Origin of the sequence: Bradyrhizobium lablabi (genome assembly GCF_900141755.1) — a bacterium.
Classification (GTDB): Bacteria; Pseudomonadota; Alphaproteobacteria; order Rhizobiales; family Xanthobacteraceae; genus Bradyrhizobium; species Bradyrhizobium lablabi_A.
The window spans coordinates 6,345,588-6,372,177 of sequence record NZ_LT670844.1 but is presented as its reverse complement, the minus strand read 5'-3'; the positions used below and the strand labels follow the sequence as shown (position 1 = coordinate 6,372,177).

At 61.9% G+C, this 26,590-nt stretch carries 20 protein-coding genes and 1 pseudogene; 12 read left to right on the top strand and 9 right to left on the bottom strand.

Translation table 11 applies throughout. The features are described from left to right. Positions 1–19 precede the first annotated feature (19 nt). Positions 20–1,228: a pyridoxal-phosphate-dependent aminotransferase family protein gene (locus B5526_RS29445; protein WP_079543275.1), complete on the bottom strand. Its 1,209-nt coding sequence runs from the start codon at positions 1,226–1,228 to the stop codon at positions 20–22. Positions 1,229–1,348: 120 nt separating this feature from the next. On the opposite strand from B5526_RS29445, the gene B5526_RS29440 reads away from it, so the two are divergent. The 3 genes from B5526_RS29440 to B5526_RS29430 all read left to right on the top strand — a co-directional run bounded on the left by B5526_RS29440 (position 1,349) and on the right by B5526_RS29430 (position 5,605). Beyond that, positions 1,349–2,086 carry a GntR family transcriptional regulator gene (locus B5526_RS29440; RefSeq protein WP_079545563.1) on the top strand — a complete coding sequence of 246 codons (738 nt, stop codon included), beginning with the start codon at positions 1,349–1,351 and terminating at the stop codon, positions 2,084–2,086. A 125-nt stretch (positions 2,087–2,211) separates the two neighbouring features. Continuing rightward, entirely contained in the window at positions 2,212–5,142 is a 2,931-nt protein-coding gene (locus B5526_RS29435) for an FAD-binding and (Fe-S)-binding domain-containing protein (protein ID WP_154071519.1), read from the top strand. Between the two features lie 34 nt (positions 5,143–5,176). Further along, entirely contained in the window at positions 5,177–5,605 is a 429-nt protein-coding gene (locus B5526_RS29430; protein ID WP_079543273.1) for a GlcG/HbpS family heme-binding protein, read from the top strand. A gap of 815 nt (positions 5,606–6,420) precedes the next feature. Here B5526_RS29430 and B5526_RS29425 read toward each other — a convergent pair. From B5526_RS29425 to B5526_RS29405, 5 genes are all read right to left on the bottom strand, one after another. Then, positions 6,421–7,200: an enoyl-CoA hydratase/isomerase family protein gene (locus B5526_RS29425; RefSeq protein WP_079543272.1), complete on the bottom strand. Its 780-nt coding sequence runs from the start codon at positions 7,198–7,200 to the stop codon at positions 6,421–6,423. A 72-nt stretch (positions 7,201–7,272) separates the two neighbouring features. Beyond that, the gene (locus B5526_RS29420) at positions 7,273–9,366 is read right to left on the bottom strand and encodes a molybdopterin oxidoreductase family protein (protein ID WP_079543271.1); all 2,094 of its coding nucleotides are present in this window, start codon (positions 9,364–9,366) and stop codon (positions 7,273–7,275) included. Positions 9,367–9,450: 84 nt separating this feature from the next. Next, positions 9,451–10,200 carry a 3-oxoacyl-ACP reductase family protein gene (locus B5526_RS29415; RefSeq protein ID WP_079543270.1) on the bottom strand — a complete coding sequence of 250 codons (750 nt, stop codon included), beginning with the start codon at positions 10,198–10,200 and terminating at the stop codon, positions 9,451–9,453. A 115-nt stretch (positions 10,201–10,315) separates the two neighbouring features. Then, positions 10,316–11,689, bottom strand: a complete 1,374-nt coding sequence (locus tag B5526_RS29410; protein WP_154071518.1) for an MmgE/PrpD family protein — start codon at positions 11,687–11,689, stop codon at positions 10,316–10,318. A 16-nt stretch (positions 11,690–11,705) separates the two neighbouring features. Next, entirely contained in the window at positions 11,706–12,773 is a 1,068-nt protein-coding gene (locus tag B5526_RS29405) for an ABC transporter substrate-binding protein (RefSeq protein ID WP_172842134.1), read from the bottom strand. Positions 12,774–12,924: 151 nt separating this feature from the next. On the opposite strand from B5526_RS29405, the gene B5526_RS29400 reads away from it, so the two are divergent. From B5526_RS29400 to B5526_RS29385, 4 genes are read left to right on the top strand one after another with little or no spacing between them, the layout of a single operon-like run. Beyond that, positions 12,925–13,902, top strand: a complete 978-nt coding sequence (locus B5526_RS29400) for a tripartite tricarboxylate transporter substrate binding protein (RefSeq protein ID WP_079543268.1) — start codon at positions 12,925–12,927, stop codon at positions 13,900–13,902. Positions 13,903–13,927: 25 nt separating this feature from the next. Beyond that, positions 13,928–14,398 carry a (2Fe-2S)-binding protein gene (locus B5526_RS29395; protein WP_079543267.1) on the top strand — a complete coding sequence of 157 codons (471 nt, stop codon included), beginning with the start codon at positions 13,928–13,930 and terminating at the stop codon, positions 14,396–14,398. Continuing rightward, positions 14,395–16,536: a xanthine dehydrogenase family protein molybdopterin-binding subunit gene (locus B5526_RS29390; protein WP_079543266.1), complete on the top strand. Its 2,142-nt coding sequence runs from the start codon at positions 14,395–14,397 to the stop codon at positions 16,534–16,536. Before B5526_RS29395 ends, B5526_RS29390 begins: the two co-directional genes overlap by 4 nt. Further along, on the top strand, positions 16,533–17,246 hold the full coding sequence (locus B5526_RS29385) for a molybdate ABC transporter substrate-binding protein (protein WP_079543265.1): 714 nt from the start codon (positions 16,533–16,535) through the stop codon (positions 17,244–17,246). The genes B5526_RS29390 and B5526_RS29385 overlap by 4 nt, the downstream gene beginning before the upstream one ends. 510 nt (positions 17,247–17,756) lie before the next feature. Here the strand turns inward: B5526_RS29385 and B5526_RS39625 are convergent. Beyond that, positions 17,757–17,890 (bottom strand): annotated as a pseudogene (locus B5526_RS39625) (SDR family oxidoreductase); the annotation flags it as partial. A gap of 102 nt (positions 17,891–17,992) precedes the next feature. Between B5526_RS39625 and B5526_RS29375 the strand changes: the two are divergent. The 5 genes from B5526_RS29375 (at position 17,993) to B5526_RS29355 (ending at position 22,361) form a co-directional block, all read left to right on the top strand. Then, complete coding sequence (locus B5526_RS29375; RefSeq protein ID WP_079543264.1) at positions 17,993–18,736, top strand: GntR family transcriptional regulator; 744 nt, start codon at positions 17,993–17,995, stop codon at positions 18,734–18,736. Positions 18,737–18,816: 80 nt separating this feature from the next. Next, positions 18,817–19,812, top strand: a complete 996-nt coding sequence (gene dctP / locus B5526_RS29370; protein ID WP_079543263.1) for a TRAP transporter substrate-binding protein DctP — start codon at positions 18,817–18,819, stop codon at positions 19,810–19,812. A 79-nt stretch (positions 19,813–19,891) separates the two neighbouring features. Further along, complete coding sequence (locus B5526_RS29365; protein ID WP_079543262.1) at positions 19,892–20,407, top strand: TRAP transporter small permease; 516 nt, start codon at positions 19,892–19,894, stop codon at positions 20,405–20,407. Positions 20,408–20,425: 18 nt separating this feature from the next. After that, positions 20,426–21,715, top strand: a complete 1,290-nt coding sequence (locus tag B5526_RS29360; RefSeq protein ID WP_079543261.1) for a TRAP transporter large permease — start codon at positions 20,426–20,428, stop codon at positions 21,713–21,715. Positions 21,716–21,938: 223 nt separating this feature from the next. Continuing rightward, complete coding sequence (locus B5526_RS29355; RefSeq protein WP_079543260.1) at positions 21,939–22,361, top strand: hypothetical protein; 423 nt, start codon at positions 21,939–21,941, stop codon at positions 22,359–22,361. Positions 22,362–23,017: 656 nt separating this feature from the next. Here B5526_RS29355 and B5526_RS29350 read toward each other — a convergent pair. Together B5526_RS29350 and B5526_RS29340 are read right to left on the bottom strand one after the other, a co-directional pair. After that, positions 23,018–23,923: an amino acid ABC transporter substrate-binding protein gene (locus B5526_RS29350; RefSeq protein WP_079543259.1), complete on the bottom strand. Its 906-nt coding sequence runs from the start codon at positions 23,921–23,923 to the stop codon at positions 23,018–23,020. Between the two features lie 1,254 nt (positions 23,924–25,177). Next, complete coding sequence (locus tag B5526_RS29340; RefSeq protein ID WP_079543257.1) at positions 25,178–26,206, bottom strand: hypothetical protein; 1,029 nt, start codon at positions 26,204–26,206, stop codon at positions 25,178–25,180. Between the last annotated feature and the right edge of the window lie 384 nt (positions 26,207–26,590).

Sequence of the window (26,590 nt, the reverse complement as noted above, 5' to 3'; positions counted from 1 at the left end):
ATACACGCAAGGCCGTTGCTCAGCTCGATATCACCCTGAGCTGGGCTGATGCGTTGGAGTGGGTGCGCTCCTCCAGCAACGACATCGCCGCTGCGACGCCGCCGGCGCGATGCGGCACGCCGGCAAGCGACAATCCCATCTCGACACCGGTGAGCGCGCCCAACAAAGTGAGCTCGTTGCACTCGCCGAGATGGCCGATGCGAAACACCTTGCCGGCAAGCTTGGACAGGCCGGAGCCGAGCGACATGTTGTAATTCTCGAGCGTGACCTTGCGGAAGGCGTCGGCGTCATGCCCCGGCGGCATCAGCACGGCGGTCAGCACCGGCGAATATTCGGCAGGCTCCTGACACAAGACCTCGAGCCCCCAATGCGTCACCGCGGCGCGGGTGGCCGCCGCGAGGCGCTTGTGGCGGGCGAACACATTTTCCAGCCCCTCCTCCAGCAGCATCGCGATGGCTTCGCGCAGGCCGTAGAGCAGGTTTGTGGCGGGGGTGTAGGGGAAGAAGCCGGCCGCGTTGGGTTTCAGCATCTCTTCCCAGTCCCAGTAAGAGCGCGGCATCTTGTTGGTCTTGGCAGCGGCTCTGGCCTTGTCGGAAATGGCGTTGAAGCCGAGGCCCGGCGGCAGCATGAATCCCTTTTGCGAACAGCTGACGGTGACATCGACCTTCCACTCGTCGTGCCGGTAATCGACGGAGCCCAGGGAAGAGATCGTGTCCACCAGAAGCAGCGCCGGATGAGCGGCTCTGTCCATCGCGGCGCGGATGTCGCCGACCCGGCTGGTGACGCCGGTGGACGTCTCGTTGTGCACCACCATTACCGCCTTGATGGTGTGCGCGGTGTCCTGCTTCAGCTTCGCCTCGATCTCGGCGGGGCTGGCGCCGTGGCGCCAATCGCCCGGCATAAAATCGACCTCGATGCCCCAGCGGGCGGCCATCTGCCGCCACAAGGTTGCAAAATGGCCGGTCTCGACCATCAACACCTTGTCGCCTGGCGACAGCGTGTTGACGATCGCCGCTTCCCAGGCGCCGGTGCCCGATGATGGAAAAATGATCACCGGGCCAGCGGTCTTGAAGATTTGCTGGCAGCCATGGAATACCGCCTTGGCGAGCTCGGCAAACGCGGAGCTGCGGTGGTCGATGACCGGCATATCCATGGCGCGGAGCACGCGATCCGGCACGGGGCTCGGCCCGGGAATTTGCAAAAAGTGACGTCCCTGGTGCTGGCTCATAGCTTCCTCCGCTGATCCGGTAGCGGGCGCAGCTTTGCATTCAATTCCTCCGACTTCAACCGATAAATTGCGTGCATTTTCTGGTCGACGGACTGGCCGCCAAGGCCTATGTTTCGGCCCATGAAACCCCTGATTCCCAGCGATACCACTGCGAAGGCCGTTGCAGCCGGTGCGGTTCCCGAACGGGAAGAGGCGTCGCTGCACGACGAGATCCTGACGCGGCTGCGCGATCACATCGTCGAAGGCAATATTCCGGACGGCGGGCGGGTGCCCGAGCGCCAGCTTTGCGAGATGCTCGGCATCTCGCGCACGCCGCTGCGCGAGGCGCTGAAAGTGTTGGCGGCGGAAGGCCTGGTCGAGCTGTTGCCGAACCGCGGCGCCCGGGTGCGGTCATTGAGCGAGCACGATCTTACTGAGCTGTTCGACGTCATGGGCGGGCTCGAGGGGCTTGCCGGAAGGCTTGCCTGCGAAAACATCACCGACGCTGAAATCGCCGAGATCGAGCGGCTGCATTATGAGATGTACGGTTTCTATCTGCATCGCGACATGCACGGCTATTTCCGCGTCAACCAGTTGATCCATCAGAAGATCGTCGAGGCCTCGCGCAACGCGACGCTCAAGAGCGCCTATGCCAATTTTGCGGGGCGGATTCGAAGGGTTCGCTATTCGGCCAATTTTGCCCGCAAGCGCGAGCGCTGGGGCGAGGCGATGCGCGAGCACGAGACCATCCTGGAGGCGCTGCGCCGCCGCGCCGGCAGCGAGCTCAGCGACATCCTGTTCAAGCATTTGCGCAACAAGCGGACCGCCGCCGTCGAGCATCTCAATGAGAGCGTCCCGGCAGCGCCCGAGCCGGCCTGAGATCGATATTTTGAATTCAAAATATACGCAGCAGCAGGCGAACTGCATTTCTCATCCCGCCCGAGCCCGCGCAGGCGCAATCCGCCCGCGGCAGCAGCGGGGATAGGATGTCCGGCAAGGGATCCATGACACTCGAAGATCGCCTGGGGCGCGAAATAACCGGCGGCGTCTTGTTCGATTCCTTCAACCGCGGCCGCTATGCCACCGATGCGTCGTTTTACCAGATCATGCCGGCCGGCGTGGTGGTACCGCGCAGCATCGAGGAGGCGCTGCGGGCCCTTGCGATCTGCCGCGACGCGGGGCGGAAGGTCACGCCGCGCGGCGGCGGCACCTCGCAATGTGGCCAGACCGTCAATGACGGCATCGTCATCGATTTATCCAAACACCTGAACCGCATGATCTCGCTCGACGTCGAGAACAATAGCTGCGTGGTCGAGCCGGGGATCGTGCTCGACGACCTCAACCGGCAACTCAAAAAGCATGGTCTGTGGTTTCCGGTCGATGTCTCTACCGCCTCGCGCGCGACCATCGGCGGCATGGCCGGCAATAATTCCTGCGGCGGGCGCTCGCTGCGCTACGGCACCATGCGCGACAACACGCTGTCGATGGATGCTGCGCTCGCCGACGGCCGGCTACTCCATTTCGGCGAAGTGACGCGTGACCTTGCGCAGCTCAATTCAGGCAATGGCGGCCTCGATCTGTTTCGTGACATGCTCGATCTCGGTGCGCGCGAGGCCGCCGAGATCGCGGAAAAATTTCCAAAGGTGCAGCGCCGGGTTGGCGGCTACAATCTCGATGCGCTGGTGCCGCGCAACGCGCCGAACAACCTAGCGCATCTTCTGGTGGGCTCCGAGGGCACGCTCGCCTTCACCACGCAGGTCGAACTAAAGCTGTGGCCGGTGATCCGCAACAAGGTGCTCGGCGTCTGCCATTTCGGCAGTTTTTACGAGGCGATGGATGCGGCGCAACACCTGGTGAAGCTGCGGCCGATTGCGGTGGAATTGGTCGATCGCACCATGCTGTCGCTCGGCCGCGAGATCGCGATGTTTCAGCCGATCATCGCCGCCGCTGTGCGCGGCGATCCTGATGCGGTCCTGATCGTCGAGTTTGCCGAGGAGGATCAGGCCGAAAACCTTCGGCGCTTAAAACGGCTTGGCGAACTGATGGCCGATCTCGGCTTCGGCTGGGATCAACCCAAGCGCAAATGGGGCGGCGTGGTCGAGATATCAGAGCCGGGCCTGCAAACCGGCATCGCCGAATTCCGCGCCGCCGGCCTCAACGTCATGATGTCGATGAAGCAGGAGGGCAAGCCGGTCTCCTTTGTCGAGGATTGCGCGGTGCCGCTACCGCATCTTGCCGACTACACCGAGCGGCTCAACGCCATCTTCGCCAAACACGGCACCAGCGGCACCATGTATGCGCACGCCTCGGAGGGCTGTTTGCACGTGCGCCCGGTACTGAATTTAAAACTCGAAAAAGATGTCAAGGCGATGCGCGCCATCGCCGAAGAAACCTTTGCGATGGTGCGGGAATACAAGGGCTCGCATTCCGGCGAGCATGGCGACGGCATCGTGCGCTCGGAATTTCACGAGACCATGTTCGGGGAACGCATCATCGCCGATTTCCGCGAGGTCAAGCACCGTTTCGATCCAGACAATGTGCTCAATCCCGGCAAGATCGTCGACGCCCCCAAAATGGATGACCGCGCACTGTTTCGTTATGCGCCAAATTATCGCGTCGGTGATCTGAAGACCGCGCTCGACTGGTCGGCCTATCCCGGCGCCGGCGGCGGTTTTCAGGGCGCAGTCGAGATGTGCAACAACAACGGCGCCTGCCGCAAGCTCGAGGGCGGGGTGATGTGCCCCTCCTACCGCACCACGCGAGACGAGAAGGACGTCACGCGCGGCCGCGCCAACACGCTGCGGCTCGCGATTTCCGGCCAACTCGGTCTGGATGCGCTCGCCTCCGACGAGATGATGGACACGCTAAAACTCTGCGTATCCTGCAAGGCCTGCCGCCACGAATGCCCGACCGGCGTCGACATGGCCAAGATGAAGATCGAGGTGTTGGCCGCGCGCGTAGCAAAGCACGGGCTGTCGCTGCGCGACCGCCTGGTGGGTTATCTGCCGCGTTATGCCGGGCTCGCCGCGCGCTTTGCCCCGCTCGCCAACTGGCGCAACGACAGCCCGTTGCTGCGAAAATTGTTCGAAAAATTTGCCGGCATCAGCGCGCAGCGCGACTTGCCGAAATGGCGGCGCGATGTGTTCAAGGTTGGGGTCGAGGCGATGGGCCCGGCCGACGGTCGCGAAGTCGTGCTGTTCGCTGACACCTTCAATCGCGCCTATGAGCGCGAAAACCTCGAAGCCGCACTGCGCGTGCTGCTCGCCGGCGGCTACCGCGTTCACATCCCGGAACCCGCCGATCGGGGCAGGCCATTATGCTGCGGGCGGACATTCCTGTCTGCCGGCCTCGTCGATGACGCGCGCGCCGAACTCGATCGGCTGGTCGCGACCTATGCGCCGTTCGCGCAACGCGGCGTGCCGATCGTTGGCCTGGAGCCGAGTTGTCTGTTGACGCTTCGCGACGAACTGCTTTCGTTGCGTTCCGATGAGGCCGCAAAGAGCCTCAGTGCGCAGGCGCTGTTGTTCGAGGAATTCCTGGTGCGCGAGGCCGCGGCCGGCCGCTTGCGGCTGCCGCTTGGCCCGATCGCCGGAACAGCATTGGTGCACGGCCACTGCCATCAAAAATCCTTCGGCGCGTTCAAATCGGTTGAGCAGGCGCTTCGGCTCGTTCCCGATTTGAATGTCGAAACCATCGAATCCAGCTGCTGCGGCATGGCCGGCGCGTTCGGCTACGGCGCCGACACCTACCAAGCCTCGATGGACATGGCCGAACTCTCGCTGTTGCCGGCCATCCGGCGCGCGGAAGAGGCCACGCTGATCGTCGCCGACGGGACCTCGTGCCGGCATCAGATTGCCGATGGCACGGACCGTGCAGCGCTTCACGTCGCCCGCGTGCTGGCGATGAGCCTCGACAGGACGCGGTCCAACCCTTAATCCCTGCCTCCTCTCACGCAAAGGAACTTAAGCCATGACTGAGCTGACCCTCGATATCGCCCGCAAGATTCTCGATGTGGCGCTCGCGAAGGGCGTCGAGAAAAAGCTAAAGCCCCTGGTCGTCACCGTGCTCGACGCGCGCGGCTGCGTCAAAATCTCGGCGGCTCAGGACGGCACCAGCCTGCTGCGCAGCGAGATCGCCCATGGCAAGGCCTATGGCGCGCTCGCCATGGGGATGGGCTCGCGGGCGCTGTTTCAGCGCGCGCAGGAGCAGGCTTATTTCATCGACGCGGTGAACACGCTGGCGCAAGGCCGCCTGGTGCCGGTGCCCGGCGGCGTGCTGATCATGAACGGCGGTAGCCTGCTCGGCGCCGTCGGCGTCAGCGGCGACACCTCGGACAATGACGAGATCTGCGCGATCGCCGGCATCGAGGCCGCCGGGTTGAAGGCGAATCCGGGGTAGCCGGAGCAAACACATCAGCAACGTCGTCCCTGCGAAAGCAGGGACCCATACCCGCATATCGCTGCGCTCATGCGGGCTACTTGCTATACGATCCAGTGGGTCGAGCGCACGCCGCAGCCCGCTCGTCGTCCAAGCTCCTCGCCTCCCCCGTGATTCCTTCAGGCTGATATTGCGAAGCGTGAACCGCTTCGCCTCGCGCGCAGGCGAAGTCTTGACGCGCCGCGTGCGACAAAACAACCCGACGGGCAAATTTCCGCTTAACCCGTCGGGCAAATCATCTCTATGACTCTGCCCCGTCTCACCCGATGAGAGGGGCGGATCGCGATCGTCACGAACGCGCGGTGGGATGCGGTGGACGCGAAGGCAGCAAATGACGAACGCTGTTGTCGCGGACGGCGAAGCCGTGTGGTCCTGGCGCCCCGATGCTGGCGTCAAGTTCTTGAGAAGCAAGCTTCTCGGGGATGACGGTGGCAAGAAAGCCCGGTCACCGGGGAGAGCACGGAATAAGCTGGTAAACCACCGCGCAGGGAAAGCCGGATTGCCTCCGCTGAACCTGTATGCTCGTGTGCGTTTTTTTGTGCATTTTTGCACACGAGACCGCGGGTGCAGCGCGCACCCGGCTTTCCCTGCGCCCTCTTGTTCCTTGAGAGGGTGGAAATCGACGCAAAACTCGGGCGCATCGCGCCGCGAGAATGCGGACGTACATCCTCTCGCTGTTTGACAATCGAATCTGTATTTCCGAAAGCCCGTCACGCGTGGAGTGCCGGACGGTGGGCACGGCGCAAACGCGCCTTTGCCCACCCGAAGTTGCGAGCTCACTTCCCCGTCCAAGAAGGCTTGCGCTTTTCGCCGAAGGCTTTGAGGCCCTCCTTGGCGTCTTCGGTCATCGCCAGAATTGCGATCTGGCTTTCGGTGTAGGCGATGCTTTCATCGAACGACATCGAGGCAATCGCACGCATGGCGTATTTGCCGCGCCGGATCGCGGTCGGAGATTTATCCACGATGCGTCCGATCAGCCAGTCGACCTTGGCGTCGAGCTCGGCGGCCGGCACCACATAGTTGAGGAGGCCCGCGGCCTGTGCTTTCAGCGCATCAAAAGGCTCACCGGTCAGCGCCCATTCGTTGACCAATCGCGGCGGCGCGATCGACTGCAACAGGCTCATCACCTGCATCGGAAACACACCAACCTTCACTTCGGGCAGCCCAAAGATGACGTGATCGGCCGCGATCGCCATGTCGGTCATGCACAACAGCCCCATGCCGCCGGCCATGCAGACGCCGCCGACCCGCGCGATCGAAGGTTTTGTGGCGTTCTGCGACAGCCGCAGCAGGTCCGCGTAATCGGCATTGGGTTTGGAAAAATCCATCGCGAAGGCGGCGCCGCTGTTCTGCAGATCGGCGCCGGCGCAAAACGCCTTGTCGCCCGCACCGGTCACGACGATGACACGGACATCCTTGTCGTCATGGGCATCGCGATAGCCTTTGGCGAGGCCGGCGATCACCTCGGCGTTCAGCGCGTTGCGCTTGTCCGGCCGGTTGATGGTGATCCAGAACGCCTGCCCACGCTTTTCGAGAATCACGCTGTTGTCAGTCATGGCCTGCTCGCCTGTTCGTTATGCTCCCGGCTAAGTATTTGCGATGGGATCGCTGACGAGAGCAAGCGAGATTTAGGCTGATGGGGCGGCCTTCTTGATCCAGACCTTGTTGTCATGGAAGGCGGCGCCGCCGATCGGCGCCACGGCTTCCGCGCCAGTCAGCGTGTTGATGCCGCGGCCGCCGATATGGTCGCGGTTCGGGTGGACCGATTCGGCGATCAGCACGCGGCGGCGCACGCCGTCGAACAATCGGGCGATCAGCGTGGTCTCGCCCCGCGTGTTGCCCAAGGTGACGGCCTCGCCCTCGGCAATTCCGAGCGCCGCCGCATCGAGCGGATGGATCATGACGGAGGCCGGGCCTTCGCGCGCCTGGGACGACGGCGTTTCGTTGAACGAGGTGTTGAGGAAAGAGCGCGAGGGGCTGGTCGCGAGCCGGAACGGATGGGCATCATCGGCTTCCTCGATGATGGTCCAGTGATCCGGCAGCGACGGCATCTTCTCGAATTCGCCCATCCGCTTGCCGAACGGCGGATGCGCCCAGTCCGCCTTGAAATGGAATTTCTTGTCGGCATGCCCAAAGCCGTCGAGATAATGCGCGGTGCGGAAATCCGGCTGCAGGTCGCGCCAGAGGTCGGCTTCCAGCGTCTCGATGTCGCCATGGCCGCTCTTTTTCAGCGTGGCGTCGATCAATTCGCGCGGCGACATGTCGAAACCGGGATGCACGGCATTGAGGCGGCGGCCGAGGCCTTGCAGCACTTCGTGGTTGGAGCGGCATTCGCCGGGCGGCTCGATCAATTTGGCGCCGACCGAAATATGCTGATGACCGCCGCCGTAATAGAGATCGTCATGCTCCAAGAACATCGTCGCGGGCAGGACGATGTCCGCCATCGCGGCGGTCTCGGTCATGAACTGCTCGTGCACCGCCATGAACAGATCTTCGCGGGCAAAGCCCTGGCGCACCAAGGTCTGCTCCGGCGCCACTGTCATCGGATTGGTGTTCTGGATCAGCATCGCCTTGACCGGCGGTCCGCCCTGCAGCGCTTCCGCGTCGCCGGTCAGGATGCGTCCGATCTTGGACTGATCGAGCAGCCGCGTCGAGTGATCGATCGCGTCATGGCCTTCGATGATCGATTCGTTGAACTTCCAGATCGCGTAATTGTTGAAGAACGCGCCGCCGCCCTCATATTGCCAGGCGCCGGTCACCGCCGGAATGCACAGCGCCGCGTGCATCTGTGCGGCACCGTTGCGGCTCCGGGTAAAACCATAGCCGAGGCGGAAGAACGAGCGTTTTGTCTGGCCGACCAGACGCGCAAACGCCTCAATCTCTTCGACCGGCACGCCGCAGATGGAAGACGCCCATTCCGGCGTGCGGGTCGCAAGATGCGCCTCGAGTTCTCCGGGGCAATCGGTGTAGCGCTCCATATAGTCGCGATCCGCAAAACCTTCGCGGAACAAGACGTGCATGACGCCGCAGGCAAACGCACCGTCGGTGCCGGGCCGCAGGATGATCTTGACGTCGGCCTGCTTCACGGTGTCGTTGTTGTAGATATCGATCGCCGCGATCTTGGCGCCGCGCTCTTTGCGCGCGCGCATCGCATGCGTCATCACATTGACCTGGGTGTTCACGGGGTTGGTGCCCCAGATCACGATCAGGTCGGAGACGCCCATCTCGCGCGGATCGACGCCGGCGATCTTGCCGGTGCCGATAGCATATCCGACGCGGGCGATGTTGGCGCAGATCGTCGAATAGAAGCGGGAATATTTCTTCACATGCGCGAGGCGGTTGATGCCGTCGCGCATTACGAGCCCCATGGTGCCGGCATAGTAATAGGGCCAGACCGATTGCGCGCCGAACTCGCGCTCGGCCTTGTTGAACCGATCCGCGATCTCGTCCAGCGCCTCGTCCCAGGAAATCCGCGCGAACTGCCCGGAGCCCTTCGCGCCCGTGCGGCGCAGCGGATACATCAGCCGCTCGGCGTGATGGATACGCTCGGCATAACGCGCGACCTTGGCGCAGACCACCCCCGCCGTATAGGTCTGCAATTTGGAGCCGCGCACCCGGCCGATCGATGAACCGTCGATCACCTCGACATCGAGCGCGCAGGCCGACGGGCAATCGTGCGGACAGGTGGAATGCCGGATCTCGATTTTTGCCGGTTTGTTCATGCGCCTATGGTTAACATCAAAATCCGGGCCCGCCGAGCGCATTTATCCGGCAATGCTCCGCTGAATCGGCGAGCAAGCCATGCATCAGGCGCCGAGATAGGCCCCGCCATTGGCGTGGATGGCCTGCCCGGTAATGTAGCGCGCGCCCGGGCTGCAGAGGAATCGCACCGCGGCCGCGACATCTTCGGGCTTGCCGCGTTCGCCGGTGATGGTCTGGTGGGTCAGATGATGCGCAGGTTCGGGCTTGCCCTTCGGGCGCGGCGTGCCGATCAGCCCGGGAACGACGCAGTTCACGGTGATGCCGTCGGAGGCCAAATCGTGCGCCAGCGCGCGGGTAAGTCCGATGATCCCGGCTTTTGCCGTCACCACATGGGCGCGATTCGCAGCGCCAGTATGCGCGCTTAAGCCCCCGATGTTGACGATGGTGCCCGCCCCGCTCGTCCGCAGCGCCGGCAGACAGGCTTTTGTGCAATGAAACGCGCCATCGAGGGTGACATCGAGGATTTCACGCCACTCGGCATAGTCCATCTCGGCGAACGGTTTTTCCCGCCGCAGCGCCGCGTTGTTGACGAGGATATCGAGGCGGCCGAATTGCGTCACTGCCGCTTCCGCCATCGCCTGGACCGCCTTGGGATCGGCAACGTCGCCGATGTGGACCAGCGTCTTGACGCCCAGGGTCTCAATTTCGCGCGCGGCGGCCTCCGCCTCGGCGCGGTTGGTTCGCGCATTGACCACGATGGACGCGCCGCCTTCCGCCAGCGCCAGCGCGATGGCGCGGCCGATGTTGCGTCCGGCGCCGGTGACGATGGCGACTTTGCCGGTGAGTTCGTCCATGTTTGCCCCTCCACGTCATGCCCGGCCACGTCTTCCTTCGCTAAACAAAGGCGTGGGAGGGCCGGGACATCTGCGCGAAGACGCGCTTCGCGCGTTAGCCCGGCCATGACGACAATTAATTTCGTAACGTGCTCAAATCGATGCGGCCATTATAAAGCGCCGCCAATAACCCTAACGTCGCATCACTCTGCGCCGTGGTCCAGCCACCATGTAGCGCGTTGAGTGCGAATTTTTGCATGACATCCTGCCGGGTCAGCGGCTCCTGCGCGCCGCCGCGCAAATGAGGCTGCCGTTCCTCGACCACGCTGCCGTCCTTCAGGGTTGCCCTGAGATGGCCGGTATAGCTGGCGGGGTACGGATTTTGCGGGTCGATCACAAATTTCACTTTTGCCGCCAGCGCGAGCACGTCGGCGTCCCCGATCGCCTTTTCCGTAAACGCCCCGAGCCCGACGCCGCCATGCACGAACCCGGCCGCCAGCAGATAGGGGGTTGCGAATTTGGCGGCATAGCCGTTGCGCGGGCGCTGCTTGGAGGCCAAGGGCTCCCAGAGCCGATGCACCGTCCCCTCCGCCACCTCGCAGACGATTTCTGTGATGTCCTCAAGCCTGACGCCGCGCGCTGCCAGCCGCCTGGCGCAATCGATGTAAGGCTGCGCCATCGTTCCACAGGGATAAGGCTTGAACGCCAGCGTGTCCGTCACCCAGCGCATGCCGAAATCGCCGGTCAGCGCCTCGTAATCGCCGTCGGTGGTATGGGCAAAACCATGAAACAGCCCATGCACGCCCTCGAACACCGTGCGCGGGCCGACAAATCCCTGCCGCGCCAGGAGCGCCGCCCGAATGCCCGATTGCGCCGCCCAGCCGGCATGCAGCCGTTTGGTCCAAGCGCCCTCGGCGAGATATTCGATGATGCCGCCAGCCATGCTGCCGGCGATGCCGAGCGCATCTACGATCTGTCTGGCGTCAAGGCCGAGGGCTGTGCCGACGCCGGCGGCAGCCCCCATCGCGCCAAAAATCGCGGTCGGGTGAAAACCGGCCTTGTGGACGGCCTTCGGCACCACGAGGCTCAGCCGGCAGAGAACTTCGGTGCCGACCGCGATGCCGATCAGCGCCATCTGGCCGTCGGGATTGTGCCGCTCGCAGGCCGCGAGCACCGCGGGCACGATTACCGCGCCGGCATGCACCGGGCCGCCCTCAAACGTGTCGTCAAAATCCTCGCCATGCGCGGCGGTGCCGTTGACAAAAGCAGCTCCCGACGCGGTCAGCGTCCGCTTGTGGCCGATCACCGTGCAGGGGCCGTCATCGTCGGAGCCTAAGAGCGCGCTTGTGACGTAGTCTTCGTTGCGCGCGGTGACGCACAAGCCGACGACGTCGATCAGCAAATCCTCGCATTTGCGCGTGGTCGACATCGGAAGGTCGCCAGCCTTCAATGCAACGATCTTTTGCGCCAGCGTTTCGGCGACGGAGGTCTTTGGCAGTTGGAATGTCATCATCGCCGCCGGCGCGTCAAACGTGGAAGATTTTTGTGTAGCGCGCCTTGATCGTGTCGCCTTCTTTTTCCACCGCGGCCGCGTCATCCTTCATGGTCTTGATGTCCCTGAACGGCTTGCGCCCCGGCTTCTCCTGCGTCTGCGGATGCACCGAGCGCAGGCCGCCGACATCGATGATGAGCTGTTGCGCGTCGCGGCTGAAGCAGAACGACTGGAACAGTTTTGCGGCGTTCGGATTGGGCGAGGACTTGAAGATGCCGTTCGGCCCGATGATCAGCGGCGAACCTTCGCTGGCATAAACCGGCTCGACCGGGCGTCCCGCCTCCTTCATCTGCAAGATATTGTACTCGTTGCCGTCGGCCATGACCGCGCGCTCGCCGAGATCGAGTTTTTTCGGCGGATCGGCCGAGGACTGCACCTGCATGATATTCTGTTTTGCCAATTGCTCGAACCAGCCCCAGCCGAGATCGCGCTGCATCTGATAGGTCGCGGTCATGATGGTGCCGCTATAGCCCGGGTGCGCCTTGACGATCTTGCCCTTCCAATGGGGATCGAGCAAATCCGCAAAACTCTTCGGCGCCTCTTCAGGTTTCACCAGATTGGTGTTGTAGGCGATGATCGAAAGCCAGACGCGCCAGCTCGCAAACTGGCCGTCTGCGTCCTTGTGCTCGGCGGGATAGAATTTTGCGACGTCCTCGGGAACATAAGGCGCCAGAATGCCGTCGCGCTTCCAGACGATGAAATGCGCGGCGTCAGATGAATTCACCACATCGACGGCGTGAATGTTGCTGGAATATTCCTGGCCGATGCGCTGGAACACGCGCTCGGCGCCGGTGCGCTCGACACGCACGGCTATCCCTGAGTATTTCGCCTCGAACGCTTTCGCCAGTTTCTCGGCGACCGGCAAATCGGTCGAGGTGTAATAGATGACCTGTCCTTCCTTCTTCGCGGCCTCGATCAAATCAGGCGTCACCGGTTCCGCCGGCGGTGCATCCGCCATCACGCGGGTCGACAACGCCGCTCCCGCAAGCCATGCGCCTGACCCCTTGAGCACGTCGCGGCGCGAAATCCTGGCGTTTTTCATCGGCTTAATATCCGGCATGTTGGGGCGGGAACGGTACCCCGGAAGTTATCTTTTATTCCTGCAGCGCGCAGCGAGTCTTTCGTCGACAGCACATCATCCCTGCAGCTAGACTTGATGGAAAGATTTGCCAAGAAGAATTCGGGAGATTGAAATGACGGCCCCAAGGTTTGCGTTTGCGTTAGCGGCAGTTCTTGTTGCAGCGCCAAATCTTGTTGCACCATGTTTCGCGCAGGATTATCCGACAAAACCGATCCGGATCATTGTTCCCTTCGGCGCCGGCGGGCCGGCCGACGTGACGGCGCGGCTTGTCGGCAACATCCTGCAGGAGAAGTTCGGCCAGCCGATCGTGGTCGAGAACCGGACCGGGGCCGGCGGCGTGATCGGCACGGTCGAGGCCGCCAAATCGCCGCCCGACGGCTACACGCTGCTGATGATGTCGAATACCCAGACCGCGAACGAATCGCTGATGCCGCAGCGCAAATACGAGTTGATGCGCGATCTGGCGCCGATCGCGCCGATCAATTATTCCGATCTCGTGATCGTCGTGCACCCGCAAGTACCGGCAAAGACGCTGGCCGAATTCATCGCGCTCGCCAAATCGCAGCCGGGAAAACTGAACTACGCGTCGTCAGGCCAGGGCACGCCCTATCACATGGCCGGTGAATTGTTCAAAGCCATGGCCGGCATCGACGTCGTGCATGTTCCCTACCGCAACAGCGGCGAGGCGAGAAGCGGCGTGATCGGCGGACAGGTGCAGATGATGATCGACGCGGTGACCACGATGGCCCCGAACGTCGCCGCCGGCCAGGTGCGGGCGCTCGCCACCACCGGCAAGACACGCTCCGGCGTGCTGCCGGATGTGCCGACGGCGAGCGAAGCCGGCGTTCCCGGCTATGAGGCCACGATCTGGCTCGGATTGATGGCGCCGACCGGCACGCCGAAGCCTGTCATCGATAAGCTCAATGCCGCCGTGAACGAAGCGACAAAACGGCCGGACATCGTAAAGCTCTGGAAGGAACAGGGCGCGGAGCCGATGTCCATGACGCCGGAAGAGTTCGACAAATATCTGCGCGGCGATATCATGAAGTGGGCCGAGGTCGTGAAACGATTTCCCGACCGGCCGCAATAGGGTCAAACGACAGGTTTCCTTTTCGATGCCGCGCATTCGATTTCGCCTCAATGGCGTCGAGACCGAAATCGACGCCGATCCCGATAATTCGCTGCTCGCCACCCTGCGCGGGCCGCTTCGCATGACCGGTGCGCATTTCGGCTGCGGCGCCAATGAATGCGGCGCCTGCAACGTCATCGTCGGCGACCACGCGGTCGCCGCCTGCGACACGCCGCTGTGGTCCGTCGCGGACAAGGACATCACCACCATCGAGGGATTGGGCACCCCGCAAAAGCCGCATCCGCTGCAGCGCGCCTTCATCGCCGAACAGGCGTTGCAATGCGGCTATTGCGTTCCCGGCATCCTGATCAGCGCGGCGGCGCTGTTGAAGCAAAACCCAAAACCGTCCGAGGCGGATGTGAGGGGCGCGCTCGATCGCAATCTTTGCCGTTGCGGCTCGCATAACCGGATGGTGCGGGCGGTGCTGCGCGCCGCGGCCGAGATGGCGGCCCCATGACTAGCCCTGCGCCCTCCCCGCCCGCGGCGAAATTGCCGGTCAGCCTTGCGGCCAACCCTGTGCTGTCGTCATGGGTCCGTTTCTCCTCTGACGGGCGCGTGACGGTTTCGCCGGGAAAGGTGGAGATCGGCCAGGGCATCGTGACGGCGCTCGCCCAGATCGCCGCCGACGAACTCGATGTCGATATCGGCCGCGTGCAGATGATCCGCGCGTCGACGGCTGCAAGTCCCAACGAGGGCGTCACCTCAGGCAGCCTTTCGGTGCAGCAATCGGGCCGCGCGATCCGCCACGCCTGCGCCGAAATCCGGCAAATCTTTCTCGCCGCCGCCTCCGATCGCCTCGGCGTCGATAGCGGCGCGCTTGAGATCAGCGACGGCACCATCTCGGGTCCGGGCAATGTGCGGACGAGTTTTTGGGAACTCGCCGACGAAATCTCGCTCGACCGCGAGGCAACGCCCGGTGCGACACCAAAATCATCCGCGCAACGGACGCTGGCCGGAAGTTCGGTTCAGCGACTGGACATTCCCGACAAGGTTTTTGCGCATCCGCGCTTCATTCACGACCAGGCGCTGCCGGGGATGTTGCATGGCCGCGTGCTGCGATCGGAGATGTCCGCCGCCAAACTCACCGCGATGAATGCGGAAGGCACGCGCGCCGTCGCCGGCCTAGTCGCGATCGTGCGCGACGGAAATTTTGCCGGTGTTGTCAGCGAAACCGAGGATGGTGCGGAAGCCGCATTGAAGGCGCTGCGCAAGGGCGCGGTGTGGTCACCGGGTGAAACGCTGCCCGATCAGTCCGGGCTTGCGGAATGGCTAAAATCCCAGCCGGCCGAGTCGACCATCATCGACACGAGAACGGCTGCCGCGCCAGCCGAAAAGAGCCGCACGATCCGGCGGCAATATACTCGCCCCTATCTCGCGCATGCCTCGATCGCGCCGTCCTGCGCGATGGCGCAGTGGAGCGGGGATCGCGTCCGCGTCTGGACCCACAGCCAGGGGGTCTATTTTCTCCGCGCCGACCTCGCGCTGGTGCTCAAATTGCCGCTCGAGAGCATCACGGTGGAACATATGGAAGGCGCCGGCTGCTACGGCCATAACGCCGCCGACGACGTCGCGCTCGACGCGGTTCTTTTGGCAAAAGCGGCCGGTGGCCGGCCGGTCCGCGTGCAATGGTCCCGGGCGGACGAGATGTCGCATGCGCCGTTCGGCGCGGCGATGGCGATCGAGATCGAGGCCGATCTCGATGCGCAAGGCGATATCGTCGGTTGGCGGCACAGCATCTGGGGCAACGGCCACACCGCGCGGCCGGGGCGCGCGGCGCAGCCGGCCTTGCTTGCGGCGACCGAACTGGCCAATCCGTTTCCGCGCATGATCTCGACCAACCCGGCGCAGGCCAATGGCGGCGGCGCCGATCGCAACTCGGTACCGCTGTATGACTTCCCGTCGTGGCAGATCGAATGCCATCGCCTGCTGACCATGCCGGTCCGCACCTCCGCGCTGCGGACTTTGGGCGCACAAGGCAACGTCTTTGCCATCGAATCCTTTCTCGATGAGCTGGCGACCGAACGCGGCGAGGATCCGGTCGCCTTCCGGCTGCGTCACTTGAGGGATGAGCGGGCGAAGGACGTGATCCGCCTGGCCGCCAGGCGCGCGAACTGGAAGCCGGACAAACGAGCCGGCATCGGCCACGGCCTCGGCTTCGCGCGTTACAAGAACACCGGCGCCTATTGCGCTGTCGTGGCCGAAATCGAGGGCGCCGAGGATGTCAGCGTCAAACGGTTGACGATCGCGGTCGATGTCGGCGAGGCCATCAATCCCGACGGCGTCATTAATCAGATCGAAGGCGGCGCGATCCAGGCCACCAGCTGGGTCTTGAAAGAACAGGTTCGCTTCGACAGGGAACGCATTACCAGCAACTCATGGACCGATTATCCGATCCTTCGCTTCAGCGAGGTGCCGCAGGTGCAGATCGAATTGATCCAGCGGCCCGAGAGCGAACCGCTCGGCGCGGGCGAAGCCGCCCACGGCCCGGTCACCGCGGCGATTGCCAACGCTGTGTTCGATGCACTCGGTGTGCGCGTGCGGAATCTCCCGATCACGCGCGACAGTCTGATCGCGGCGATGGAATTGACCTCATGACGAATTTGAACATTCTCAGCGGCGGCGCGGCCCAGGGGCTTGTGGCCAGTCTCGCACCTGACTTCAAGGAGAAGACCGGCTTCGAGATATCAGGAGAATTCGGCGCGGTCGGCGCCATGGCCGACAAATTGCGCAAAGGCGCGGCCGCGGACATCATCATCCTGACCGCGAAAATCATCGCCGATCTGGCGAGCGAGAATCTCGTCACGCGCGCATCGATAGCGGACATCGGGCTGGTCGAGACCGCGCTCGCGGTCCGCGCCGGCGATCCGCAAGTCGTGGCAGCCGATGCGTCAGCGCTGCGCGCCGCCTTCCTCGCCGCGGACGCGATCTTCGTTCCCGACACCAAGGCGTCGACGGCCGGAATTCACGTCGCAAAAGTGCTTGAGCAGCTTGGGATCGCCGATGAGGTCGCGGCCCGCCTAAGAATCTATCCGAACGGCGCGACCGCGATGCGGCATTTGGCGGCCTCCGATGCCAAGAGGCCAATCGGCTGTACACAATCGACCGAGATCATCAGCACGCCGGGCGTGATGTTGTCGGGATCGCTGCCGAAGGGATGCGAACTGTCGACCATGTACACGGCGGCCGTGGCGACGCGGGCCGCCCACGCGAAAGAGGCTCAGCTGCTGATCGATTTGCTGATCGGCGACGGCCAGCGCAAGCGGCGCGAACGTGCAGGTTTTATCAGCGGGTCGAAAATACTCTAACCCCTCCCGACCAGCGAACTGACCGGCTACATTGCGGTGACCGAGCGAAGCTCCCGAGAGAGCAAATGCGGGTTTTCTTTTACCTGCGAAGCCCGGACATCCGACGCGCAAACGCGTTACCGGAACGTGCAAAATTGTTGCCGGCGGTAGGGGCGCTGGGCAGAGGCGCTGCAGGGCCAGTGTTTCTCCACGTCGGAACTACGTTTGTCGTGCCTACCGTACCCTGGTACGAACCTATCGAGGGAGCCGTGACGGTTCCGTACCCACCCAATCCCGGAGCTTGCGCGAGCGCAAACGTGCTTGTCAGAGTGAAGGCTGTTGCCAGCGCTATTGTTGTAAGTTTCATGGTTTTCTCCTTGTCCTATAGATAAGAGACAACCGCACCGTCACCATTAAAATCTTTTTTACGCGCGTCGGAGGCCGACAACCTGTTCACACCTCGCAGAGCCTGGATGCTCCAGCAATCGTCTTCCATCGCGCGTCATTCGACGTTTAGCCGTCTTCGTGTCTCTATCTCGCCACCTGCGTGAGTCCCGTCGGCGGCCGCTCAACGGCGTCCAGCCGCCATCGACAAACAGAGTGCTGCCGCTGACATAGCTTGCCGCATCCGAGGGCAGATACGCGACCGCCGTCGCGACTTCGGACAACCAACCCGCGAAACATGCAGTTGAGCGGGCGCGCCGGCCATTTTATCTTTGCCATAGCCGGTTCATATACTAATATATCAATTGCATTCGAGAGCAAGCATGCCCCCACGCGCGACCAAAAAGGCCGAAGCCACCGCACGTTCGGCACCAGCCGTGCATCGCCGCAACGGCCGGCCGCGCGCGGCGACGGCTGCGTCAAAGATCTATTCGGATCTTCGCACCGAGCTGGTGTCGTTGCAGCGGCTTCCAGGCGAAGTCATCTCGGAAGCCGAAATCGCGCTGTCCTATGGCGTGAGCCGTACGCCGGTGCGCGAAGCCATCCTGAAATTGTCGGATGAAGGCCTGCTGGAAATATTTCCGCAGTCCGGCATCTTCGTCTCGCGCATTCCGATCGCGGCGCTGCCGGAAGCCATCATCATTCGCAAGGCGCTCGAGGCGACCACCGCGCAACTGGCCGCGGAGCGCGCGACGGCGAGCCAGATCCTCGGCCTGCATGCGATCCTGCAGCGTCAGCGCGAGGCAAGCGCGGCCAAGGACAAGGATACATTCCATCGCGCCGATGAGATGTTCCATGCGACCATCGCCGAGGTCGCGGGATATCCGGGCATCTGGACGCTGATCCTTCAGGTCAAGGTGCACGTCGATCGCTATCGCCTGCTGACTCTGCCGCAGCAAGGACGGATCCCGCGCGTGATCGAGGAGCATGAGGCCATCCTCGCCGCGATCGAGCGGCACGATCTTGTGGCTGCGAGAAGCGCGATGGAATTCCATCTCGATCGGCTTCTCGACAACATTTCCACCACGCAAAACATCAATCCGGAATTCTTCGACAAGCAAAGTTAGAAGCAGAGTAATAGACGCGGCCGCGAAAAAGAAGCCGCGCAAAAAAGACGCAAGATCAATCGCATTCCAGGGAGGTTCTCATGAGACGTCGCGACTTTATGAAGTTGGGTGCTGGGTTTGGGGCGGCGGCGACGCTTGCGCCGTTATCGCCTTTGCGCGCACAGACAAAATCAGTGTTCAAGGCATCCGACGTTCAGCCCCCCGGTTATCCGACCGTGGCGGCGACCGAGAACTTGGGCAAAAAACTCGAGGCAGCCACCAACGGACGGCTTTCGATCCAGATGTATCCGTCGATGCAATTGGGCGGCGAGAAAGAGACCATCGAGCAGACCCAGATCGGCGCGATCCAGATGTTGCGGGTCAGCGTCGGAGCGATGGGACCGATCGTCGATGACATCAATGTCGTCAACATGCCGTTCCTGTTCAAGAACACCACACACGCCGAAAAGATGATGGATGGGCCGATCGGTCAGGAGCTGCTCGACAAGATCACGGCCAGCCCCAACGCCGGGCTGGTCGCACTGTGCTGGATGGATTCCGGCGCGCGCAGCCTCTACAACACCAAGAAGCCGATCAAGACGATCGAGGACGTCAAAGGCCTGAAATTCCGCGTCATCGGCAATCCGATCTTCGTCGACATGATGAACGCGCTTGGCGGCAACGGCGTCGCGATGGGCTACGATCAGGTCTTCAGTGCGCTGCAGACCGGCGTCATCGACGGCGCCGAGAACAACCCGCCGAGCTATGTCTTCAGCAACCATTATACCGCGGCGAAATATTACTCCCTCACCGAACACCTGATCATTCCCGAAGTGCTGGTATTTTCGAAGCGGGCCTGGGCGCAGCTTTCGCCCGACGATCAGGGCCTGATCCAGAAATTTGCCCGCGAGGCGCAGATGGAAGAGCGCGAGCTCTGGAAAAAATACGAGCAGCAGGCGATGGACAAGGCAAAGGCCGCGGGCTGCGAGATCGTTGAAATTGCGGACAAGGCGCCGTTCCAGAATGCGGTCAAGCCGGTGTGGGACAAATACGGCCCCAAATACCAGGACATGATCAAGCGCATCCAGGCGATTTGATCGACGTTTCACGCGATCCGCGCGGGTCGCGCGGACCGCTAGCGCCTTTTTGGGTTGGGAAAACGGGAATCTCAAGGGAATGGCCGGATTATTTCGCCGCACGATGGACTACCTCTATCTTCTGTGTGTCATCGTCGGCTGCACCGCGCTGGTGTTGATTTCGGCTATTATCCCCTGGGCGGTGTTCACCCGCTACGTGCTCAACAGCGCGGCGTCCTGGCCCGAGCCGATGGCGGTGCTGCTGACCATCGTGCTGACCTTCATTGGGGCTGCGGCCGGATACCGGCTCAACCTGCACATGAACGTCTCCTACTTCGCCGACCAGCTGCCGGCGAAATATCGCAGGCTGCTCGATCTTGTCGTGCAATTGCTGATGGCGCTGATCGCGACCTTCATGATCGTGTGGGGCGAGCGGCTGGTCGAAGTGACCTGGCACAACACCATTGCGGATTTTCCGTTCCTGTCGGTCGGCGTCACCTATTTGCCGATCCCGATCGGCGGTGTCTGCCTTTTGCTTTTCATCATCGAGCGCATTTTTCTGGGCGCCCCTCCGGATCCACTGCCGTCAAGCCACGAAACCGCGCCGTTCGAATGATCCGCTAGGAAGCCATCGATGGACATCTTCATTCTGCTTGCCACCATGCTGATCTGCTTCCTGATCGGCATGCCCATTGCTTATTCGCTGGCGATGGCCGCGATCGCGGGCGCGTGGTCGATCGGTATTCCGCTGGAAGCGGTGATGCTGAAAATCTCCGATGGCGTCAGCAAGGTGGCGATGCTGACGATCCCGTTTTTCGTGCTGGCGGGCGCGATCATGGCGGAAGGCGGCATGGCGCGTCGCCTCGTGGCATTTGCCGACGTGCTGGTTGGATTTACCCGCGTGCGCGGCGGCCTTTCCATCGTCAACGTGCTGGCGACGACGTTCCTGAGCGGCATTTCGGGCTCAGCCGTGGCAGACACCTCCGCGATCGGCTCGGTGATGATCCCGCAAATGGAGAAGGCCGGGTTCCCCCGCGTGTTCGCGACCAACCTGACCATCACCGCTTCGGTTCAGGCGCTATTGGTGCCGCCGAGCCACAACGCGGTGTTGTATTCGCTGGCAACCGGCGGCACCATCTCGATCAGCGCGCTGTTCATGGCCGGGGTGTTTCCGGGGCTGCTGCTCGGCTTTTCGTTGATCATCCTCTGTCTCGTCATCGCCTATCGCGACAAGCATCCGCGCGGCCAGAGCGTTCAGGCGAAAGACGCTATCAAGATCACGATCGACGCGGCCTGGGGGATGGTGACGCTGGTCATCATTCTCGGCGGTATTTTAGGGGGCGTCTTTACCGCGATCGAGGCCGGCGCGGTCGCCTGCATCTGGGCGTTTTTCGTGACGATGTTCATCTACCGCGACTACCGCTGGCGCGACCTGCCGGTGTTGCTGCACCGGACACTGCGTACCGTCGCGATGGTGCTGACGCTGATCGCATGCGCGTCAAGCGTCGGTTACATCATGGCGCTGACGCAAATGCCGGCCAAGATGACGGCATTCTTTCTGTCGATATCCAGCAACAAATACGTCATCCTGTTTCTGATCAACATCCTGCTGCTGGTGCTCGGCACCCTCGTCGACATGGCGCCGTCGATCCTGATCGCAACGCCGATCCTTCTGCCGGTGATGCAGAATTTCGGCGTCGATCCGGTTCATTTCGGCATGATCATGCTGCTCAATCTCGGCATCGGATTATGCCACCCGCCGGTAGGCGCAATCCTGTTCGTCGGCTGCGCGGTCGGCAAGGTCACCATCGAACAGGTGATGCGCAAGATCTGGCCGTTCTATGCGGTGATGTTTTTCGTGCTGATGGTCGTCACCTATCTCCCCGAGGTATCGCTGTGGCTTCCCCGGCACGTGTTGCGGTGAGCTGTTGGGCAGGTCCGAGATTGGCCGATGACCGGACATTTCGCGGAAGTGGGGAGATCGACGCGAATGATCCGAAGCGGTCATTTTGTCTTGAACAAACCTCGTGTGAGCAGTTCAATATCGCATCCGACCAAAGCCCAATGGTGTCGGTGATAGGTCGAGGCGATATTGAATGCTGCCGGAAAACCCCTGCCCGGCTGGGGAGAGAAAGGGATTTCGGAGGATGCCAGATAACGTCGCCCTGTTCGCCACCATCATCCTGCTGCTTCCGATGATCTATTTCCTGCTGGCGGCGCCGGCCTTTCTGCTGGTGAAGCTGGACATCCCGGCTGTCGCCCTTCTGTTGCGCGCCATGTTCAGTGGCTATTTCCTGACGGTGGCCATTGCCGGTGTCATCGGGACGATAGCCGTTGCCGTGACTGGTCGTCTGGGTTTGGCCATTGGCATTGGCTTGATCGCGGCTTTCGCGGTCTCGTCGCGCCGCTGGTTCTTACGGCAGATGGATGCCCGGCTCAGTGACAGGGATGCAGGCGATGCCGATGCCGTGCGCCGGCTGCGACGGCTGCATTGGGGCGGCATGCTGAGCAATGCGGTCCAGCTTGCCGCTGTCGTGGCCAGCATTAATTATATCGCTGTCGCGCCGTAGCGAACGCGGTTTCTGACCCCTTCAATGCACTCGGATTAGCCGACAGGATGCTGCTTTGGCGCTGGCCTGGGGCGTCGGCTAAGACGTAACTAGGCAATGTGACTGAAAGACCGGTCCAAACCGTCAGCTTTATTCGCGTCGCGCGACCGTCACTTCGGCCGACGACGTCGGTCGAATGAGCGCGACTTCCGCTCATGGCGCGAACCGGTCATGCCGGTTCTGTCACCGCAAGTCCGCTATAAGGAGGTGAACGGACCTAGCTCTGTTGCGGTCCGAGGGCCGAGTTTGACCCGGAACGGACGTGGTGTTGAGATCGTACGATGACTGCTTTTGCTTCTAAAGCAGACATTGCTACGACATGCGCGCTTGTCGGTTTAAATTCCGTGATACTGCAGAAAAATTTCCCTGTTCCGTGAAATAAATTCACTGACAGTCCGCGGACGGAAGATAGAAAAGTCGCTGCAGCACAGCGGTTTCTCGCCTCGAATTTCCCTGTTATATTCTTTGGCAGGGAATTCCCGTGGAGACGCGTTCGTGCGCAAACTATCAAGCCTTCAAGGCTTATCCCAAAAATAACGAGAACAAACCGGTGCTGTGCGACACTGTGCGACAAATTTTGTCGCACCGGGTGACATTTACCGAGGTTCTCGCCGAGATCAGTAAGCCTTGGGATCGCCGCTGTCGTTTGGATGCGCGAAGGCCTTTTGCATCTCAGGCGTCATGGGGAAATTGAAATTGATGCCCTTCGGCGGGATGGGCGAAGTGAACCATTTAGCATAAAGCGCTGCCATCGCAGGGCTGGTATAGAGTTTGGTGGTTGCCCGGTCGACAACGGCCTTGAACACAGGATCGTCCCGCCGCAGCATGATGCCATAGGGCTCTGGAACGGCAAATTCGTCCGTCGAGATCGCATAGGCTGGCGGAGTCTTTGAACTCGCCACCAAGCCGGCGAGCAGAATGTCGTCCATAACATAGGCGTCGGCACGATCGGTCTCGACCAAAAGGAAGCCTTCTGCGGTATCCTTCGACGTTAGGATCGTCATGCCGAGGTGGCGCGACGTATTTGCCTCAAAGAGTTCCTTGATGTTGGACGTACCCGAAGTCGAGGCGACCGTCTTGCCCTTGAGGTCGTCGATGGTTTTGAGCCCGCTCGACATCTTGGCAACGAACCGGTTGGCAGTGAGGAAATAAGTATGCGTGAACGCCACCAGCTTCTCGCGCTCCAGATTGTTCGTCGTCGAGGCGCATTCGAGGTCGATGGTGCCGTTGCCGATCAGCGGAATACGTGTCGACGACGACACGGGAGTGAGTTCGATCTTCAGCTTGTCGAGCTTCAGCGTCGCTTTCACCTCATCCACGATCTTGTCGCAAATATCCAAGGCGAAACCGATCGGGTTCTGACTGTCGTCGATGTATGAAAACGGCATCGACGTTTCGCGATAGCCGATCGTGATCGTGCCGGAGTCCTTGATCTTCTGCAAGGTGCCGGTCAGCTCTTCGGCGAACGCGGGCGCTGCGAGCACAGCCAAAGCCGCGCAGGAAACGAAAAACGCCTTTTTCATGAAATACTCCTTTCAATGATGGTCGATGCCACACGTCGCATCACGATGTGATCTTTACTTACCATACGCCGCTCCCTCTCAAGGATCGCTGCCCCATCGCGGCCAGCAAGCCTATGCCGGCGGTCATCATTATGTCTGCAATAATCGGGCCCGATTATTAAGGCGCGACCCCGCCATGCGGATGGTGTCTGCTTATGATACGAACCGGACCAACTGGGCCGGTCTCATGATGTCCGTTCCTTGGGGTAGACCGGAAGTGGCGTTTCGGGGCCGTCAGGGCCGGTTTTGACCCTTCTCGGACATCAGCCCAAGCGAACCGCGTCATGTTCCCGATTGGCCCAAGATCACGATGCGCTCCTATGGGGCGGCGGGTACTGTCCGTATTTAACCCCAAGTGTCCTAAGCTGAATTTGAAGTGTGCTAATTCGAATTTTGGCCAGTTGAATATGTGCTACCGTGCGTATCGGGATGGCATGCCCGTCCCAGTTTTGGGAGGACATAGGCGTGAGGTTTTCGTCACTCTTCGTTGCAAGCCCAGCTGTCGCTGTCTTATCGATTGAACTGCTGTGCGGCCTAAGCGGCACGGCAATGTCGCAAACCGCAACAGGCTCCGCCACCTCGCTTCCTAGCATCATGGTCGAAGCGCCGAAGCAAGTAACCAGGCCGAAGCACAGCGCGGTTGCCCGTAGCACCGTGTCACGCCGGACATCGCAAACCACTCAAACGCCATCGGCGCCTGAGTCGGTATCCGCGAAGCTTGCCAAGCTTGCAAATGCCACTGGCAGTTGCGTCGGTGGTTGCGTAACAAGCTTTAGGTACGGCGACGCCCCTTGGCACGGATGCTCCGGGTCTGGTTGGCCAGCGTTGTCGCCAACGTGCAGAAACGTAGGCAACTACAAAACCTACGCTGAGTGCACGGAGGCCGGACTGATAACCGGTTGGAGACCCAATGAAATCCCATGGTATTGCAGCAGCCTGGCGTTGAAGTAACAAAAATTGCGTCTAGGATTAATGAGGCCGCCTCAGTTGGCGGCCTCTTTCGTTCCAAGCTGATGTCGCCTGTTGGCACGAACCGGACCGGTCGGGCCGGTCTCGCGATGTCCGTTGATTGGGGTAGACCGGAAATGGCAGGCCCGAGGTCAAAACGGCGCTTTTGACCCACAGCGGGCATGCGGCCGAGGCCATCCTTAATCTGCTCCGGCTAGCTAGGCCGCGTGTTCATAAATTGATTCACGCGCGCGCGAGGACCTTGCTCTATTCTTCGCCCTCCTGATCGGCCCGTCCTGGTAACGAGGTCAAGAACCGCAGTGCGGCGTTGCGCGTGTCGGGAGAGTTCAGGATCCCGAGATGGCTGGTGGCGAGGATCGGGTCGAATTGCCCCTGGCCGACAAGGTCGATTGTCTCAGCGCCGGCGAGACCGGTGCTGGCGGTGAAATCATGCGGGTTGCCGTCGCGATCCTCGGCGGGAACGCCGGGGAAGACGCCGTCCGGCAGGCTGTTGTAGACGAAGTCGGGTGTTCCCGGCTTGTTGCGGATTACCAGGTAATGAGTGGGACCCGGCGTCTCCCCCGCGGCGTTCAGTACCGTGAGCAACTGAGTGTGGTCGGAACCGTACTCGTCGCATACCGCGCTGCTCGGCGTGAAGCCGCCGCCGCTCGCCAGCTGGTAGAAATTGGCCGGGCTGGGCGAGCAGTCAATGATGCCGTGATTGGGTCCGTCGATGGCGACGAGCGCCCGCACCTTGCGATAAGCATTGTCCTGCAGCATCCATTCCCGCGCCACGGTGACGCCGAGACTGTGGGCGACGATGTCGACGCGCTTGGCGCCGGTGAAGTCGAGGACCGCCTGCACGAATTCGCGCAGCATCGGCACCGCCGCAGCAGTCGTGTGCGAGATGCCCGAGCGACGGGTATTGTCCTGCGCCAGGTCGCACTGATCGCCTTGATAACCCAGCCCCCAGAGCTCGCTCGGGTGGTAGCCGTGATCGAGGAAGAATTGCGCGAAGGCTTGGATGCGCCCAAAGGGGTTGCAGGCGGTCGCGAACGGAGTGTCGTTGTTGCCGTGGAGGAAGATCACTGGGACGTGCTCGACGCGGCCGATATCGGAGCCAAAGCCAATCACCGGATTGCCGAGATAGAAGTTTCGGATCACCGGGAAGTGGTCGGGAAACTTCATGCCGATCTCTGCGCCCTTGCCCGGCGACTGGCCGCTCGCCAATCCTCCGGCGCCAAACGGCAACAGAACCGCGATGATGGCCGCAATGCGAAGATGTTTGGTGGTCATGGTCCCCCTCCCCTTGGTAAGTATTCGCCGAACGTAGCGAGTTCGAAGACTTTCGCGTCGCGAACAGCGGAACCGATTCTACCGAGCCATAGCGAATGGTGCGGCTAAAGCGCCATTCTGTCGAACCCACCCTAGTTCAGCGAACAATTTCGAGACAGGATGATCTCTCAGAATTTTTTAGCCTTCGGCGAACAACTTTTTCAAATACTTGTCACATAGGCGTGGGGCTAGGAAAAAAGTCTCTTCGCCCCCCCCCCACACGATCTGGCCGTTCCATGCGGTGATGTTCCTGGTCTTGGTGTTCGTCACCTACATTCCGGAAGTGTCGCTGTGGCTGCCGTGGCATGTGCCGCGGCGAATGAGGGCAAAGCGGATTTCGCAGCG

Bases quoted from the DNA above. Each gene is read 5' to 3' on its own strand.
- B5526_RS29360 (WP_079543261.1), top strand. From the start codon at position 20,426: ATGGACATCTTCATTCTGCTTGCCACCATGCTGATCTGCTTCCTGATC.
- B5526_RS29430 (WP_079543273.1), top strand. From the start codon at position 5,177: ATGACTGAGCTGACCCTCGATATCGCCCGCAAGATTCTCGATGTGGCG.
- B5526_RS29435 (WP_154071519.1), top strand. From the start codon at position 2,212: ATGACACTCGAAGATCGCCTGGGGCGCGAAATAACCGGCGGCGTCTTG.
- B5526_RS29340 (WP_079543257.1), bottom strand. From the start codon at position 26,206: ATGACCACCAAACATCTTCGCATTGCGGCCATCATCGCGGTTCTGTTG.
- B5526_RS29445 (WP_079543275.1), bottom strand. From the start codon at position 1,228: ATGAGCCAGCACCAGGGACGTCACTTTTTGCAAATTCCCGGGCCGAGC.
- B5526_RS29415 (WP_079543270.1), bottom strand. From the start codon at position 10,200: ATGGACGAACTCACCGGCAAAGTCGCCATCGTCACCGGCGCCGGACGC.
- B5526_RS29355 (WP_079543260.1), top strand. From the start codon at position 21,939: ATGCCAGATAACGTCGCCCTGTTCGCCACCATCATCCTGCTGCTTCCG.
- B5526_RS29385 (WP_079543265.1), top strand. From the start codon at position 16,533: ATGACGAATTTGAACATTCTCAGCGGCGGCGCGGCCCAGGGGCTTGTG.
- B5526_RS29365 (WP_079543262.1), top strand. From the start codon at position 19,892: ATGGCCGGATTATTTCGCCGCACGATGGACTACCTCTATCTTCTGTGT.
- B5526_RS29405 (WP_172842134.1), bottom strand. From the start codon at position 12,773: ATGAAAAACGCCAGGATTTCGCGCCGCGACGTGCTCAAGGGGTCAGGC.
- B5526_RS29425 (WP_079543272.1), bottom strand. From the start codon at position 7,200: ATGACTGACAACAGCGTGATTCTCGAAAAGCGTGGGCAGGCGTTCTGG.
- B5526_RS29350 (WP_079543259.1), bottom strand. From the start codon at position 23,923: ATGAAAAAGGCGTTTTTCGTTTCCTGCGCGGCTTTGGCTGTGCTCGCA.
- B5526_RS29410 (WP_154071518.1), bottom strand. From the start codon at position 11,689: ATGACATTCCAACTGCCAAAGACCTCCGTCGCCGAAACGCTGGCGCAA.
- B5526_RS29375 (WP_079543264.1), top strand. From the start codon at position 17,993: ATGCCCCCACGCGCGACCAAAAAGGCCGAAGCCACCGCACGTTCGGCA.
- B5526_RS29420 (WP_079543271.1), bottom strand. From the start codon at position 9,366: ATGAACAAACCGGCAAAAATCGAGATCCGGCATTCCACCTGTCCGCAC.
- B5526_RS29395 (WP_079543267.1), top strand. From the start codon at position 13,928: ATGCCGCGCATTCGATTTCGCCTCAATGGCGTCGAGACCGAAATCGAC.
- B5526_RS29390 (WP_079543266.1), top strand. From the start codon at position 14,395: ATGACTAGCCCTGCGCCCTCCCCGCCCGCGGCGAAATTGCCGGTCAGC.
- B5526_RS29400 (WP_079543268.1), top strand. From the start codon at position 12,925: ATGACGGCCCCAAGGTTTGCGTTTGCGTTAGCGGCAGTTCTTGTTGCA.
- B5526_RS29440 (WP_079545563.1), top strand. From the start codon at position 1,349: ATGAAACCCCTGATTCCCAGCGATACCACTGCGAAGGCCGTTGCAGCC.
- dctP (WP_079543263.1), top strand. From the start codon at position 18,817: ATGAGACGTCGCGACTTTATGAAGTTGGGTGCTGGGTTTGGGGCGGCG.